This is a genomic window from Acidovorax sp. Leaf160 (assembly GCF_001424265.1).
Classification (GTDB): Bacteria; Pseudomonadota; Gammaproteobacteria; order Burkholderiales; family Burkholderiaceae_C; genus Paracidovorax.
In genome coordinates this window covers 239,115-252,952 of record NZ_LMOV01000028.1, presented here as the reverse complement: position 1 = coordinate 252,952, position 13,838 = coordinate 239,115, and the positions used below count along the sequence as shown (strand labels likewise).

Sequence of the window (13,838 nt, the reverse complement as noted above, 5' to 3'; positions counted from 1 at the left end):
GATTCGCGCTCCCATTTCACGACCCATGCTGATCCTCCACAACCCCCTGCAATCGCGCCATGCCGGCCGCCAGGAAATGTTCCGTGGCCGCCTGGTGGACTGCCACGAGCACCCCGGCCGCTTCGACCATGTGATGAACGCGCTGGCGCAGCGCCCGCAAGGCCAGCTCGCCACGCCCGGCGCGGCCGACATGGCGCTGGTGCGCCGGGTGCATGCGGCCGAGTACGTGGACTTCCTGCAGAACGCCTGGGCGCAATGGGTGGCGCTGGATGCCGCCAACGCGGCGCTCGACATCCTGCCCTCCGTCTGGCCCGGCCACGGGCTGCGGCGCGATGTGCATCCGGCCAATTTCTCGGCGCAGGTCGGGCGCTTCGCGTTCGACAGCGGCTCGCCCATCACCGCCGGCACCTGGGAAGCCGCCGAGGCCGGCGCCGCCTGCGCCATCGACGCGGCGCGCGCCATCGCCACGGCCGGCGGGCCGCGCGCGGCCTTCGCGCTGACCCGGCCGCCCGGCCACCATGCGGGCACCGATTTCTATGGCGGCTACTGCTTCCTCAACAACTCCGCGCTGGCCGCCCAGGCGCTGCGCGAAGCTGGCATGGCCCGCGTGGCGGTGCTGGACGTGGACTACCACCACGGCAACGGCACGCAGCAGATCTTCTATGGCCGCAGCGACGTGCTCACCGTGTCGCTGCACGGCGATCCGCTGACCGAATACCCGTTCTACCTGGGCTATGCCGACGAAACGGGCGAGGGCGAGGGGGCGGGCTGGAACCTCAACCTGCCGCTGCCCGCCGGCACGGGCGTGGATGCCTGGTTCGATGCCCTGCGGCAGGGGCTGACCCGGGTGGCGCAGTCGGGCGCCGAGGCGCTGGTGGTGGCGCTGGGCGTGGACACCTTCGCGGGTGACCCGATCTCCAAATTTCGGCTGCAGAGCCCCGACTACCTACGCATCGGCCGGCAGATCGCCGCCGCCGGCCTGCCCACCGTGTTCGTGATGGAAGGCGGTTACGCGGTCGCGGAAATCGGCGTGAATGTGGTGAACGTGCTGGAAGGCTTTGCGCACACGGCCGGATAATCGGCACCCATGACCGCCCGCCCGCGCACCCCCTCCCTTCCGGCGATGACCCGGTGGGTGCTGGCGTGGTTCCTGCTGGCGCTGGGCGTGGCCACGGCCGCGCCGCTGGTTCATCCCCAACCCTGGGTGCTGGTGTGCAGCGCCAGCGGCATGGTGGCGCTGGTGGCCGTGCAGGGCGACGAGGGGGCCGGGGGCGATGGCGCGGCCGCCGCGAGCGGCCCCCACCACACGCTGGACTGCGCGCTGTGCCTGCCGGGCGGTGCGCCGCCGCCGGCGGTGGCCGCTGTCTGGGCCGCCACGGCGCCGCGCTCGCATGTGCTGCTGCCCGTGGAAGCGGCGCGCATCGCCGCCCTGGTGGGCGCGCCGCTGCCGGCGCGCGGGCCGCCGGCAGCGATGGCGTGAACCTTGCCGAGGCCGCGTTGAATCCGTTCGTCGCACGCTGCACGCCCCGCTCGCGGGCTTGAGGCCGCTCCGGTCGCTTCAGCCCGCAGCGCGGCAGCCGTCGTGAAGGCTTGCCCGTCGCGGCGCAGCGATGCGGAAAGGATCGCCGTGGGCGCCGCTTCGGGGCTGCCCTTCACGCGATCCCTTCGCCGCCCCGGTCCATCCGTCCCTCCATCCCGTCATTCATCGACCCGCAGCGCACGCACGCGTTCGAGGCTCCTGCGCCGGCACCCCCGTGCGGCGGCGGCCTGGTCGTTGAGCGCGCAGCGGGCGGTGGGCAGTCAGCCGTCATGCCAACATCATCTTCATCGTCAATTTCGAGGGCGCGCCCGAACGCTTGGGCCTGCGCCATTCCGGTCCTGCTGGCGGCACTGCCGGCGGCCGCCGAGCACAGCAACGCGGCCGATCCATCCGCGGCCGGGGCGGCGCTCAGCCTGGGCACCGTGCAGGTGCAGGCGGCTTCCACCGGCCCGCTGCCGGTCCAGGGCGTGTTCAGCTCGGTGGACATCCTGGGCGCCAGCGTCGTGCAGGACCAGCGGGTGGACTACAGCTGGGAGCTGTTCTCGCGCGCGCCGGGCGTGCAGGTCACGCCGTTCCGCCAGGGCACCGATGCCGGGCGGTTTTCGATGCGCGGCTTCAACGGCGAGGGCCGCGTCAATGCCGTCAAGCTGCTGATCGACGGCATACCGTCCAACGACAACGCGGGCGGCATGCCGTACCTGGACGCGGTCTTTCCCATGGACATCGAGGCCATCGAGATCGTGCGCGGCACCAACGACCCGCGCTACGGGCTCCACAACATCGCCGGCAACGCCCATGTGGTGACGCGCACCGGTGGCAACGAAGGCCGTGCCACCGCCACGCTGGGCAGCTTCGGCACGCGCGAGGTGCAGCTGGCCCGAGGCGTGGAGAGCGGCAACTGGAGCCAGAACTATTCGCTGGCGTGGCGCGAGGGCGACGGCTGGCGCGACCATGCGGACGCCAGCAAGCAGGCGCTGTCGGGCAAGTGGTTCTACACGGCGGACGATGGCCGCTGGCGCGCGGGCCTGTCGGCACGCGCCTATCGCAACCGGGCGCTGGAATCGGGCTACCTGACGCGCGAACAGGCCCAGGCGGCGCCGCGCAGCTCGCCCGCCTGGTCCGCCTCCGACCGCAGCGAGCGCGACACCACGCAGCTGGGCCTGTACCTGGACGGCGAGCTGGCCGACCGCCTGTCCTGGTCCACGCGCGTCTACCGCAACCACTACGAGAACCAGCGCTGGGTGCGGTTCTCACAGGCCGGCGTGCAGCAGGAGCGGGACACCGACGAAACCCATCATGGGGCCATCACCACGCTGACCTGGCGCCCGCGCGTGGACTGGGCGCACGCGTTCACGCTGGAAGGGGGGCTGGACGCCCAGTGGCAGGACAACGCCGCGCAGCGCTGGCGCAGCGCGGAGCGGGTGCGCACCGCGCAGATCCGCGACTGGGCGTTCGACCTGAACACGCGCGGCGCCTATGTGCAGGCGGTGATCCGGCCGGTGGCGGCGCTCCAGATCGTGCCCGCCCTGCGCGTGGACCGGGTCGGCGGCTCGTTCGACAACCTGCAGACCGGCGAGCGCGCACCCGTGCATGGCTACGGCACCATCCGCCAGCCCAAGCTCAGTGCCGCCTATGCGGTGCGGGACGACCTGAGCGTGTACGGCAACTGGGGCCGCACGTTCCAGATCGGCTCCGGCATCGACGCCTACCGCACCCAGGCGCGCAGCCTGTCCCCGTCGATCAACGACGGCTGGGAGGCGGGCGTGAAGTTCCAGCCCCTGCCGTGGCTGAAGGCCCGCGTGGCCTACTGGGAGCAGCGCGCCTCGGGCGAGGTGGCGCGCGTGCTGGGCGTCGACGGCCTGCCCGACCCGGGCGGGCTGGGCAACGTGGGGCGCACCTTGCGCCAGGGGTACGACCTGCAGCTCAACGCGCAGATGGGCGCGGGCCTGACCGGCTGGCTGGCGTGGTCGCGGCAGCGCGCCCGCATCGTCATGCCCGACCCCAGCGCACCGCAGACCGCCGGCAAGGAGGTCGAGAACGTGCCGCACCACCTGCTGACGGCCGGAGCGCAGTACCGCGCCACCGAGCGGCTGCGCCTGTCGGCCTCGGTCAGTGCGCAGGGCGACTACTGGCTGGACCGCGCCAACACCCTGCCGCGCACCGGCGGTTTCGCCGTGCTCAACCTGGGCGCCCAGTGGCAGCTCACCCCCACGGTGGACGTGGGCCTGCAGGTGAACAATGCGACCAACCGCCGGTATGTCTACGCCTGGTATGACAGCGGCTCGTCGGGCTATTCGCCGGGCGACGGGCGCAGCCTGGCGCTGACCCTGGGATACCAATTTTGAGAGCCGCCATGCCCCCGACCTCCGAGACATCGACCCTGCAGTCCCCGCTGGCCCCCAGCCTCTACCGCGCCGTGTGGCGCTGGCATTTCTATGCCGGTCTGCTGGTGCTGCCCTTTCTCATCTGGCTGGCCGTGACGGGCGGCGCCTTCCTGTTCCAGAAGGAGATCGACGGCTGGTACCACCGCGACCTGCTGGGCGTGCCCGCCGCTTCGGCCGGGCAGGCCGCCTTGCCCCACGGGCGCATCGTCGGCGCCGCGCTGGCCGCGCACCCCGGCGGGCAGTGGTTCCGCTACACGCCCGCGCCGGACGCAGCGCATTCCGCCAGCGTGGGCGTGGCGCTGCCGCAGGGCGAGCGCCTGGCGGTGTATGTGGACCCGGCCACCGCCCGCGTGCTGGGCGAGCTGCCCGAGCGCGGCACGCTGATGTGGACGGTGCGCCAGCTGCACAGCCTGAAATATTTCGGCCCCGTGGCGCGCGGCTTCATCGAGATGGCCGCCGGCTGGGCGCTGGTGCTGGTCGCCACGGGCCTGTACCTATGGTGGCCGCGCGGCGGCAGGGGCCAGGACAAAGCCAGAGGGCGGGGCGGGGTGGTCACGGTGCGCGGCCGGCCGGGGCAGCGCGTCTTCTGGCGCGACCTGCATGCCATCACCGGCGTGTCCGTGGGGCTGGTGCTGGCCTTCCTGGCGATCACCGGCATGCCCTGGTCGGTCCTGTGGGGCAACCAGGTGAACGCCTGGGCCAACGGACAGGCCTTCGGCTACCCGGCCGGCGTGCGCGTCCAGCTGCCCCTGTCGGGCGAGCGGTTGGCGGATGCCGCGCACCTGCCCTGGACGCTGCAGCAGGCCCGCGTGCCGGGCAACCCGCAACAAGGGCATGACGGGCACGCAGGGCATGAGGGCCACGGCGGCGCCGCGCCGGCGGTGGACGAACCGCTGCTGGGCACGCCGCTGTCGCTGGATGCGGCGATGGCCGTGGCGGGCCGCCTGGGCCTTGCGCCCGGCTACACCGTGACGCCGCCGCGCGGCGCCCGCGGCGTGTTCTCGGCGTCGGCCTACCCCGAGGACCTGGCACGCCAGCGCGTGGTGCACATCGACCAGTACAGCGGCGCCGTGCTGCTGGACCAGGGCTACGCCGACTACGGCCCCGCCGGCCAGGCGCTGGAGTGGGGCATCAACGTGCACCTGGGCCAGCAGTACGGCGCCATCAACCAGTGGGGTCTGCTGGTGGCCTGCGCGGCCATCGTGCTGCTGTGCGTGACCGGCGCCGTCGCCTGGTGGAAGCGCCGGCCCCGCGGCAGCGGCCTGGCCGTGCCGCCGCTGCCGGCGCGGCCCGAGGTGCTGGCCGGGCTCACCGCGCTGCTGGCGCTGGGCGGCGTGGTGTTCCCGCTGGTGGGGCTGTCGCTGCTGCTGGTGCTGGCGGCGGACCTGTGGTGGCAGCGGCGGCTGGCGGCAACGAGCCCATTGAATCGCTGAGGGACGTGTTCGGTGTTGCCCTAACATCGCCGCATGCAGCACCATCCCTCCCGCTTCTGGGCCGACCTCTCCACGCGCGACTTCACGCAGGCCCAGGCCTCGGGCCTGGCTGCGCAAACGGTGGCTGTGCTGCCGGTGGCGGCCATCGAGCAGCATGGCCCGCACCTGCCGCTGCAGGTCGATGCGACGCTGCTGCAGGGGGTGATCGACGCCGCCCTGCCGCAGCTGCCCACCGACCTGCCGGCGCTCTTCCTGCCGCCGCAGAACGTGGGCTTTTCCACCGAGCACACGGCCTTTGCGGGCACCCTCACGCTGTCGCCCGCCACCCTCATCGCACTCTGGACGGAGCTGGGCGCCTGCGTGGCGCGCGCGGGCGTGAAGAAGCTGCTGCTGCTCAACGGCCACGGCGGGCAGGTCAGCGTGATGGACATCGTGGCGCGCGAGCTGCGCCAGCAGTGCGGCCTGCTGGTCTACAGCGCCAGCTGGTTCAGCCTGCCGCTGCCCGATGCGGTGCAGGGCCTGTTCACGGCGGAGGAGCACCGTTTCGGCATCCATGCCGGCGAGATCGAGACGTCTATGATGCTGCACCTGGCGCCGCACACCGTGCGCATGGAGCACGCCGAATGCTGGCGCTCCACCTCGCAGGACCGGGCCGAACGCTTCGCCATCCTGGGCAACGGCCGCAGCGCCAAGATGGGCTGGGCCATGCAGGACTACCACCCCAGCGGCGCGGTGGGCAATGCGGCCGGCGCCACGGCAGACAAGGGCCGGGCGGTGGTCGACGCGGCGGGCGCTGCGCTGGCGCGGCTGCTGCAGGAGATCCACACGCTGCCCTGGGCGCCCGCGGCGGCCGGCGACGCTGCCCCCTGAACCGATGGCCCCCCCGGGGCCGTGCGGCTCACAGACGCTTGTAGAAGAACGTGGTGTCGCAAGGGGCGCCGTCGGGCATGAGCGCATAGTCGGGCACCACGCCCACGCGGCTCCACCCGGCAGTTTCGTAGAGGCGCTCCGCATCGCTGCCCGTCGCGGTGTCGAGCACCAGCACGGACTTGCCCGCCGCGCGGGCCGCGTCATCGATCGCCTGCATCAACCGCCGTGCCAGGCCTTGCCGGCGCGCCTTGCGATGCACCAGCAGCTTGGCCACCTCGGCGCGATGGGGCTGGTTGTCGGGCATGGCGGTGATGAGCTGGACGGTGCCCAGAATGTCTCCGCGCGGGTTTTCGGCGACCAGCAGGATGCGGTCGTCCCGCGCGACGCTCTCGGCAACGCCCTGCCAGAACTGCAGTGCCTTGTCCCGCGGCAGGGGTGCCATGAAGCTCACCGACGCGCCCCCTTCCACGCAGTCGACCAGCACATCGGCCAGCGCCTCGCGGCTGCGGGCCGCCTCCTGGGCGTTCAGGCGGCGGAGGGTGGCTGCACAGGCGGTGGCGACGGCGGTCATGAAGGGTTCCTCGATGGCGGGGTGATGGAGGGGAAACGGCCGGCGCGGCTGTCCAGGTTGGTCAGCGCCACGACGTAGCGCGCCGGCTTCTTGCCGGGGTTGTGAAACACGATGGGCTGGTCGAGCCGCATGGCGAGGCAGTCCCCTTGCGTCAACCGCCACGGGGTCTCTCCGATCGTCAGTTCCATCTCGCCTTGCAGCAGCCACACCTGTTGGTGGATGTCGGCGTCGTGCACGGCCGAATCCAGGGCCACCCGGGCCCCCGCAGGAAACACCACTTCGACCAGCTGCAGCGCGGAGGGCATCGACGGTGACAGCCTGCGGCGCACGTAGCCCGAAGCCGGGTCTTTCCATGTGGGCTGGTCGGCGTGGCGGCAAAGAGGGGAGGGCGGCGCACCGTCCGGGCCGCGCTCCGACTCGTCGAAGAAGGAGGCCAGCGCAACGCTCAGCCCGATCGCCAGCTTGTCGAGCACGGCTGCCGTGGGGCTGCTCTGGCCGCGCTCTATGAGCGAGATGTTGGAGCGGCTGACACCGCTGCGTTCGGCCAGCACCTCCAGCGAGTAGCCGCGCGCGCTGCGCAGTTCGCGCAGGCGCTGGGCGATGCGTAGGTGAATGTCCATGCATCCAGTTTAATGGAAATAAATCCATTAAGGTGGAATCGGGCCGTGCACGCTTGCGGCTGCGCGCCTTCTCCGTCCCATGGGTTGTCTGCGTTAGCATTGACGTTGACGTCAACGTAATAAGCGCCACGCCCCCATGTCCACCACCTACACCATCAGCGACCTCGCCAAGGAATTCGACCTGACCACCCGGGCCATGCGCTTCTACGAAGACATGGGCCTGCTGCAGCCCGAACGCACCGGCCCGGGCGGGCGCAACCGCGTGTACAGCCCGCGCGACCGCACCCGCCTGCGGCTCACGCTGCGGGCCAAGCGCCTGGGCCTGTCGCTGACCGAGGCCAAGGAGATCATCGACCTCTACGACAGCCCGCGCGACACGGGCGTGCAGCTGCGCCGGTTTCTGGACGTGCTGGGCCAGCACCGCAAGCAGCTCGAGGAGCAGATGGCCGATCTGCAGGCCAATCTGGACGAAGTGCGGGAGCACGAGAAGGAAGCGCGGGCGCTGCTGCAGAAGACCGCCAAGCCGGCCGCGGCCCCCAAGCCGAAATTGGCAGATAATTGAGGTTTACGTTTACGTCAACGTAAACTCTGGACCGATAGACACCGACCGAACCACGCTCGCACCGACGAGCCCGAAAGGAGACAACCCATGAGCGCCCATCCCCTGCCCGGCCTGAACTTCCAGCTCGGCGAAGACATCGACGCCCTGCGCGACGCGGTGCACGATTTCGCCCAGGCCGAGATCGCCCCGCGCGCCGGCGAGATCGACCGCAGCGACCAGTTCCCCATGGACCTGTGGCGCAAGATGGGCGATCTGGGCGTGCTGGGCATCACCGTGCCCGAAGCCTACGGCGGCGCGGCCATGGGCTACCTGGCGCACATGGTGGCCATGGAGGAGATCTCCCGCGCCAGCGCTTCGGTGGGCCTGTCGTACGGCGCGCACAGCAACCTGTGCGTGAACCAGATCAACCGCAATGGCACCGAGGCGCAAAAGCAGAAGTACCTGCCGCGCCTCATCAGCGGCGAACACGTGGGCGCCCTGGCCATGAGCGAGCCCGGCGCCGGCTCCGACGTCATCAGCATGAAGCTGAAGGCCGAGGACAAGGGCGGCTACTACCTGCTCAACGGCAGCAAGATGTGGATCACCAACGGCCCCGATGCCGACACGCTGGTGGTCTACGCCAAGACCGAGCCGGAAATGGGCGCGCGCGGCGTCACCGCCTTCCTGATCGAGAAGGGCATGAAGGGCTTTTCCGTCGCGCAGAAGCTCGACAAGCTGGGCATGCGCGGCAGCCACACGGGCGAGCTGGTCTTCAACGAGGTGGAGGTGCCGGCCGAGAACGTGCTGGGCCAGGTGAACGGCGGCGCCAAGGTGCTGATGAGCGGGCTGGACTACGAGCGCGCGGTGCTCACCGGCGGGCCGCTGGGCATCATGCAGGCGGTGATGGACAACGTGGTGCCCTACATCCACGACCGCAAGCAGTTCGGCCAGAGCATCGGCGAATTCCAGCTCATCCAGGGCAAGGTCGCCGACATGTACACCGTGCTGCAGGCCGGCCGCTCGTTCGCCTACACCGTGGCCAAGAACCTCGACCTGCTGGGCGAAGGCCACGTGCGCCAGGTGCGCAAGGACTGCGCCTCCGTCATTCTCTGGTGCGCCGAAAAGGCCACCTGGATGGCGGGCGAGGGCGTGCAGATCCATGGCGGCAACGGCTATATCAACGAATTCCCGCTCGGCCGCCTCTGGCGGGATGCGAAACTCTACGAGATCGGCGCCGGCACCAGCGAGATCCGCCGCATGCTGATCGGCCGCGAGCTGTTCGCCGAGACCTGCTGATCCCATCGAACCCGACACCCCAAGGAAAGTGACCCGCGCATGCCCGCCTCCATCGACGACCTCTTTGTCCACAACCGTGCGTGGGCGGCCCAGATGGAGCGCGACCGCCCGGGGTTCTTCACCAGCCTGCTGGCCCAGCAGAAGCCCAAGTACATGTGGATCGGCTGCTCGGACAGCCGGGTGCCGGCCAACCAGATCACCGGGCTGGAGCCGGGCGAGGTGTTCGTGCACCGCAACGTCGCCAACGTGGTGGTGCCGACCGACCTGAACTGCCTCTCCACCATTCAGTACGCGGTGGACCAGTTGCACGTCGAGCACCTGATGGTCGTGGGCCACTACGGCTGCGGCGGCGTGCTGGCGGGCCTGACCGGCATGCGGGTGGGGCTGGCCGACAACTGGATCCGCCACGTTTCCGACGTGCGCGACCGGCATCGCAAGCTCATCGACGGCGTCGACCCGGCGTTCCAGCATGACGTGCTGTGCGAGCTGAACGTGATCGAGCAGGTCATCAACGTGGCGCAGACCACGGTGATGGCCGACGCCTGGGAGCGTGGCGACCAGGTGACGCTGCATGGCTGGTGCTATGGCCTCAAGGACGGGCTCATCAACGACATGCACATGACCGTCAGCGGCCGCGATCAGCTCGAAGAGCGGTACGCCGCCGCCGTCGACGGCGTGGCGAAGGCTTCGCGCGGGCAGTAAGCCCGCCGCCACCGCAGGGCGCCCGCCGGCCGTCCGCCACGCCATGTTTCCCCAGCGCCTCGATTCGCCGCACGCCTGGGGCATCGCCCAGGCGATGGTGGATGGCTTCGACCGCCACTACCGCCTGTTCCGCGCCGCATCCGCCGGCGCGCAGGCGCGCTTCGAGGCGCAGGACTGGCACGGCCAGCAGCGCGCCCAGCGCGAGCGCATCGAGTTCTACGACCTGCGCGTCAAGGAATGCGTGCGCCGGCTCGACGACGAGTTCGACGCCGGCCGCCAGCCGATGGAGGTCTGGCAGCAGGCCAAGCTGCACTACATCGGGCTGCTGGTGGGCCACTTCCAGCCCGAACTGGCCGAGACCTTCTTCAATTCGGTCACCACCAAGATCCTGCACCGCACGCACTTCCAGAACGACTTCATCTTCGTGCGGCCCGCGGCCAGCACGGAATACATCGACAACGACGACCCCGGCGCGCTGCCCACCTACCGCGCCTACTACCCGGCGGGCGAGGGCCTGCCGGCGACGCTGCGCCGCATCGTGGAGGACTTCGGCCTGCAATGCGGCTTCGAAGACCTGCCGCGCGACGTGGCCCGCGTGGTGGCCGCCATGCAGCCGCACATCGCGCCGATGAAGCTGCGCGCCAACTTCCAGATCCAGGTGCTGTCCAGCCTGTTCTACCGCAACAAGGGCGCCTACCTGGTCGGCAAGCTGATCAACGGCTTCACCGAGATTCCAATGGCGCTGCCGCTGCTGCATGCGCCGGGCGGCCGCGGGCTGGTGATCGACGCCGCGCTGTTCGGCGAGGACGACCTGCTGGCGCTCTTCAGCTTCGCGCGGGCCTACTTCCTGGTGGACATGGAGATCCCCAGCGCCTATGTGCGCTTCCTGCGCGGGCTGATGCCGAGAAAGCCCCGCGCCGAGCTGTACAACGCGCTGGGCCTGGCCAAGCAGGGCAAGACGCTTTTCTACCGCGACTTCCTGCACCACCTGAAATATTCCAGCGACGCGTTCCGCATCGCGCCCGGCATCAAGGGCATGGTGATGCTGGTGTTCGATCTGCCGAGCTTCCCGTACGTCTTCAAGCTCATCAAGGACTTCTACCCGGCGCCGAAGGACACCACGCGCGAGCAGGTCAAGGCCAAGTACCTGCTGGTCAAGCAGCACGACCGCGTGGGCCGCATGGCCGACACGCTGGAATACAGCGAGGTCGCCTTCCCGCGCGAGCGCTTCAGCGACGCGCTGATCGCCGAGATCGAGCAGTTCGCCCCCAGCCAGCTGGAGATCAGCGACCGCGACGGCGACGGCCGCACCGAGGTGATCATCAAGCACCTCTACATCGAGCGGCGCATGATCCCGCTCAACATCTACCTGCAGGAAGCGTTCGACGCCGGCCCGCACCCTGCTCAGGCCGCGCAGGCCGCCCGGCAGATCGAACACTGCGTCACCGAATACGGCAACGCCATCAAGGACCTGGTCGCCGCCAACATCTTCCCGGGCGACATGCTGTGGAAGAACTTCGGCATCACCCGCCACGGCAAGGTCGTGTTCTACGACTACGACGAGATCGAGTACCTGACCGACTGCCAGTTCCGCCGCGTGCCCGCGCCGCGCAACGACGAGGAAGAAATGAGCGGCGAGGTGTGGTGGCCGGTGGGCCCGCGGGACGTGTTCCCCGAAACCTTCGGCCCCTTCCTGCTCGGCAACGACGCGGTGCGCGAGGCCTTCATGCGCCACCATGCCGACCTGCTCGACCCGGCCTTCTGGCAGGCGCACCAGCAGCGCATCCGCGCCGGACAGATGTCCGACGTGTTCCCCTACGACGCCGAGCGCCGCTTCCAGGGCGGCGCCGCCGCCGTGGCTTCCACCTCCCTCCACCCGACCATCCCGACTGCAGGAGACACCGCATGACCTCGACAACCACCGCTTCCGCTTCCGCTTCTTCTTTTTCCTCTTCTTCTTCCGCTCCGGGCCAGAACGACGACCCCATCGTCATCGTCGGCGCCGCGCGCACGCCCATGGGCGCCTTCCAGGGCGACTTCGCCAGCCTCGCCGCGCATGACCTGGGCGGCGCGGCCATCCGCGCGGCGGTGGAGCGCGCCGGCGTCGCGCCCGATGCCGTGGGCGAGGTGCTGTTCGGCAACTGCCTGCTGGCCGGCCAGGGCCAGGCGCCTGCGCGGCAGGCCGGCTTCAAGGGCGGGCTGCCGCAGAGCGCCGGTGCCGTCACGCTCAGCAAGATGTGCGGATCGGGCATGAAGGCCGCCATGCTGGCGCACGACCTGCTGCTGGCCGGCACGCACGACGTGATCGTGGCCGGCGGCATGGAAAGCATGACCAACGCGCCCTACCTGCTGCAAAAGGGCCGTGGCGGCTACCGCATGGGCCACGACCGCATCTTCGACCACATGATGCTGGACGGCCTGGAGGACGCCTACGAACCCGGCCGCAGCATGGGCACCTTCGGCGAGGACTGCGCGGCCAAGTACCAGTTCACCCGCGAGGCGCAGGACGCCTTCGCCGTCGCCAGCGTGCAGCGCGCCCAGGCCGCCACGGCCTCCGGTGCCTTCACCGCCGAGATCACGCCGGTCACCGTCAAGACCCGCGCCGGCGAGACGGTGGTGTCCACCGACGAAGGCCCGGCCAAGGCGCGGCTGGACAAGATCTCGCAGCTCAAGCCCGCCTTCAAGAAGGACGGCACCATCACCGCCGCGTCCAGCTCCAGCATCAACGACGGCGCCGCCGCGCTGGTGATGATGCGCGCCTCCACCGCCGCGCGGCTGGGCTGCCAGCCGCTGGCGCGCGTGGTGTCGCACGCCACGCACGCGCAGGCGCCCGAATGGTTCTCCACCGCGCCCGTCGGCGCCACGCAGAAGGCGCTGGACAAGGCCGGCTGGAGCGTGGCCGACGTGCAGCTCTGGGAGATCAACGAGGCCTTCGCCGTCGTGCCCATGGCGCTGATGAAGGAGCTGAACATTCCGCACGACATCGTCAACGTGAACGGCGGCGCCTGCGCGCTGGGCCACCCCATCGGCGCCAGCGGCGCGCGCATCCTGGTCACGCTGATCCATGCGCTCAAGGCGCGCGGCCTGCAGCGGGGCCTGGCCACGCTGTGCATCGGCGGCGGCGAAGGCACGGCCATGGCCATCGAGCTGGTCTGACGGCCCTCCCCAGGCAGGCCCGCCATGATCACCACCGAAGACCAGTTGCGCACGCTCTACGCCGCCCCGGGCGAGCGCGCCGTGCGCAAGCAGCTGGCCCGGCTCGACGCGCACTGCCGCCGCTTCGTGGCGCTGTCGCCGCTGTGCGTCATCGCCACCGGCGGCGCGGACGGCAGCCTGCTGGACGCCTCGCCGCGCGGCGGCCCGCCCGGCTTCGTGCAGGTGACCGACGCCGGCGACCTGCTGCTGCCCGATGCCGGCGGCAACAACCGGCTGGACACGCTGACCAACCTGCTGCACGACCCGCGCATCGGCCTGCTGTTCCTGATTCCGGGCGTCGATGAAACCCTGCGCGTGAACGGCACGGCCCGGCTGCGCGACGAGGCCGCCTTCACCAGCCTCTTCGCGGCCGAGCGCCAGGCGCCCAGGCTGGTCGTGCAGGTGGAGGTGCGCGAGGCGTATCTGCACTGCGCCAAGGCGCTGATGCGCTCACGCCTCTGGGCGCCCGCTTCGCAGATCGACCGCAGCGAACTGCCCACGCTCAACCAGATGATCCACGACCAGATCGGCAACCCGGCGGCACCGGAATCGCAGGCCGACATGGTGGGCCGCTATGCACGGCAGATCGAGGCCGAGCAGGGGCGGCCCCCGGCTTAGTGGTGGACGCTACTTTATTGATAGCAATGCGCGCTGGATGGATGGGCGCAACAGGCCGAAAAGGCTTG

Annotated in this window: 13 protein-coding genes; 11 read left to right on the top strand and 2 right to left on the bottom strand. The window is 70.4% G+C overall.

Annotated elements, in window-relative coordinates:
- The first annotated feature begins 25 nt into the window (after window positions 1–25).
- From ASF94_RS19505 to ASF94_RS19485, 5 genes are all read left to right on the top strand, one after another.
- Complete coding sequence (locus ASF94_RS19505) at window positions 26–1,078, top strand: histone deacetylase family protein (RefSeq protein WP_056670486.1); 1,053 nt, start codon at window positions 26–28, stop codon at window positions 1,076–1,078.
- 9 nt (window positions 1,079–1,087) lie between these two features.
- The gene (locus tag ASF94_RS19500) at window positions 1,088–1,480 is read left to right on the top strand and encodes a DUF2946 family protein (RefSeq protein WP_056670483.1); all 393 of its coding nucleotides are present in this window, start codon (window positions 1,088–1,090) and stop codon (window positions 1,478–1,480) included.
- Window positions 1,481–1,809: 329 nt separating this feature from the next.
- Window positions 1,810–3,885: a TonB-dependent receptor gene (locus ASF94_RS19495; protein WP_056670481.1), complete on the top strand. Its 2,076-nt coding sequence runs from the start codon at window positions 1,810–1,812 to the stop codon at window positions 3,883–3,885.
- A gap of 8 nt (window positions 3,886–3,893) precedes the next feature.
- Window positions 3,894–5,357, top strand: coding sequence for a PepSY domain-containing protein (locus tag ASF94_RS19490; RefSeq protein ID WP_056670478.1), 1,464 nt, complete (start codon window positions 3,894–3,896; stop codon window positions 5,355–5,357).
- A gap of 33 nt (window positions 5,358–5,390) precedes the next feature.
- Window positions 5,391–6,227 carry a creatininase family protein gene (locus tag ASF94_RS19485; RefSeq protein WP_056670476.1) on the top strand — a complete coding sequence of 279 codons (837 nt, stop codon included), beginning with the start codon at window positions 5,391–5,393 and terminating at the stop codon, window positions 6,225–6,227.
- Window positions 6,228–6,255: 28 nt separating this feature from the next.
- On the opposite strand, the gene ASF94_RS19480 is transcribed toward ASF94_RS19485, so the two are convergent.
- Complete coding sequence (locus ASF94_RS19480; protein ID WP_056670473.1) at window positions 6,256–6,798, bottom strand: GNAT family N-acetyltransferase; 543 nt, start codon at window positions 6,796–6,798, stop codon at window positions 6,256–6,258.
- Window positions 6,795–7,418 (bottom strand): helix-turn-helix domain-containing protein, encoded by a 624-nt coding sequence (locus ASF94_RS19475; RefSeq protein WP_056670470.1) that lies wholly within the window; start codon window positions 7,416–7,418, stop codon window positions 6,795–6,797. The genes ASF94_RS19480 and ASF94_RS19475 overlap by 4 nt, the downstream gene beginning before the upstream one ends.
- Window positions 7,419–7,554: 136 nt before the next feature.
- Here ASF94_RS19475 and ASF94_RS19470 point away from each other — a divergent pair, with 136 nt between their 5' ends.
- The 6 genes from ASF94_RS19470 to ASF94_RS19445 all read left to right on the top strand — a co-directional run bounded on the left by ASF94_RS19470 (window position 7,555) and on the right by ASF94_RS19445 (window position 13,770).
- Window positions 7,555–7,980, top strand: a complete 426-nt coding sequence (locus tag ASF94_RS19470; protein ID WP_056670467.1) for a MerR family DNA-binding transcriptional regulator — start codon at window positions 7,555–7,557, stop codon at window positions 7,978–7,980.
- A gap of 87 nt (window positions 7,981–8,067) precedes the next feature.
- Window positions 8,068–9,255: an isovaleryl-CoA dehydrogenase gene (locus ASF94_RS19465; protein WP_056670460.1), complete on the top strand. Its 1,188-nt coding sequence runs from the start codon at window positions 8,068–8,070 to the stop codon at window positions 9,253–9,255.
- Between the two features lie 39 nt (window positions 9,256–9,294).
- Window positions 9,295–9,957 (top strand): carbonate dehydratase, encoded by a 663-nt coding sequence (can, locus tag ASF94_RS19460; RefSeq protein ID WP_056670457.1) that lies wholly within the window; start codon window positions 9,295–9,297, stop codon window positions 9,955–9,957.
- A 43-nt stretch (window positions 9,958–10,000) separates the two neighbouring features.
- On the top strand, window positions 10,001–11,866 hold the full coding sequence (gene aceK, locus ASF94_RS19455) for a bifunctional isocitrate dehydrogenase kinase/phosphatase (RefSeq protein WP_056670454.1): 1,866 nt from the start codon (window positions 10,001–10,003) through the stop codon (window positions 11,864–11,866).
- On the top strand, window positions 11,863–13,113 hold the full coding sequence (locus tag ASF94_RS19450; protein WP_082493430.1) for an acetyl-CoA C-acyltransferase: 1,251 nt from the start codon (window positions 11,863–11,865) through the stop codon (window positions 13,111–13,113). The genes aceK and ASF94_RS19450 overlap by 4 nt, the downstream gene beginning before the upstream one ends.
- Window positions 13,114–13,137: 24 nt before the next feature.
- Window positions 13,138–13,770, top strand: a complete 633-nt coding sequence (locus ASF94_RS19445) for a pyridoxamine 5'-phosphate oxidase family protein (protein ID WP_056670450.1) — start codon at window positions 13,138–13,140, stop codon at window positions 13,768–13,770.
- Window positions 13,771–13,838: the final 68 nt, after the last annotated feature.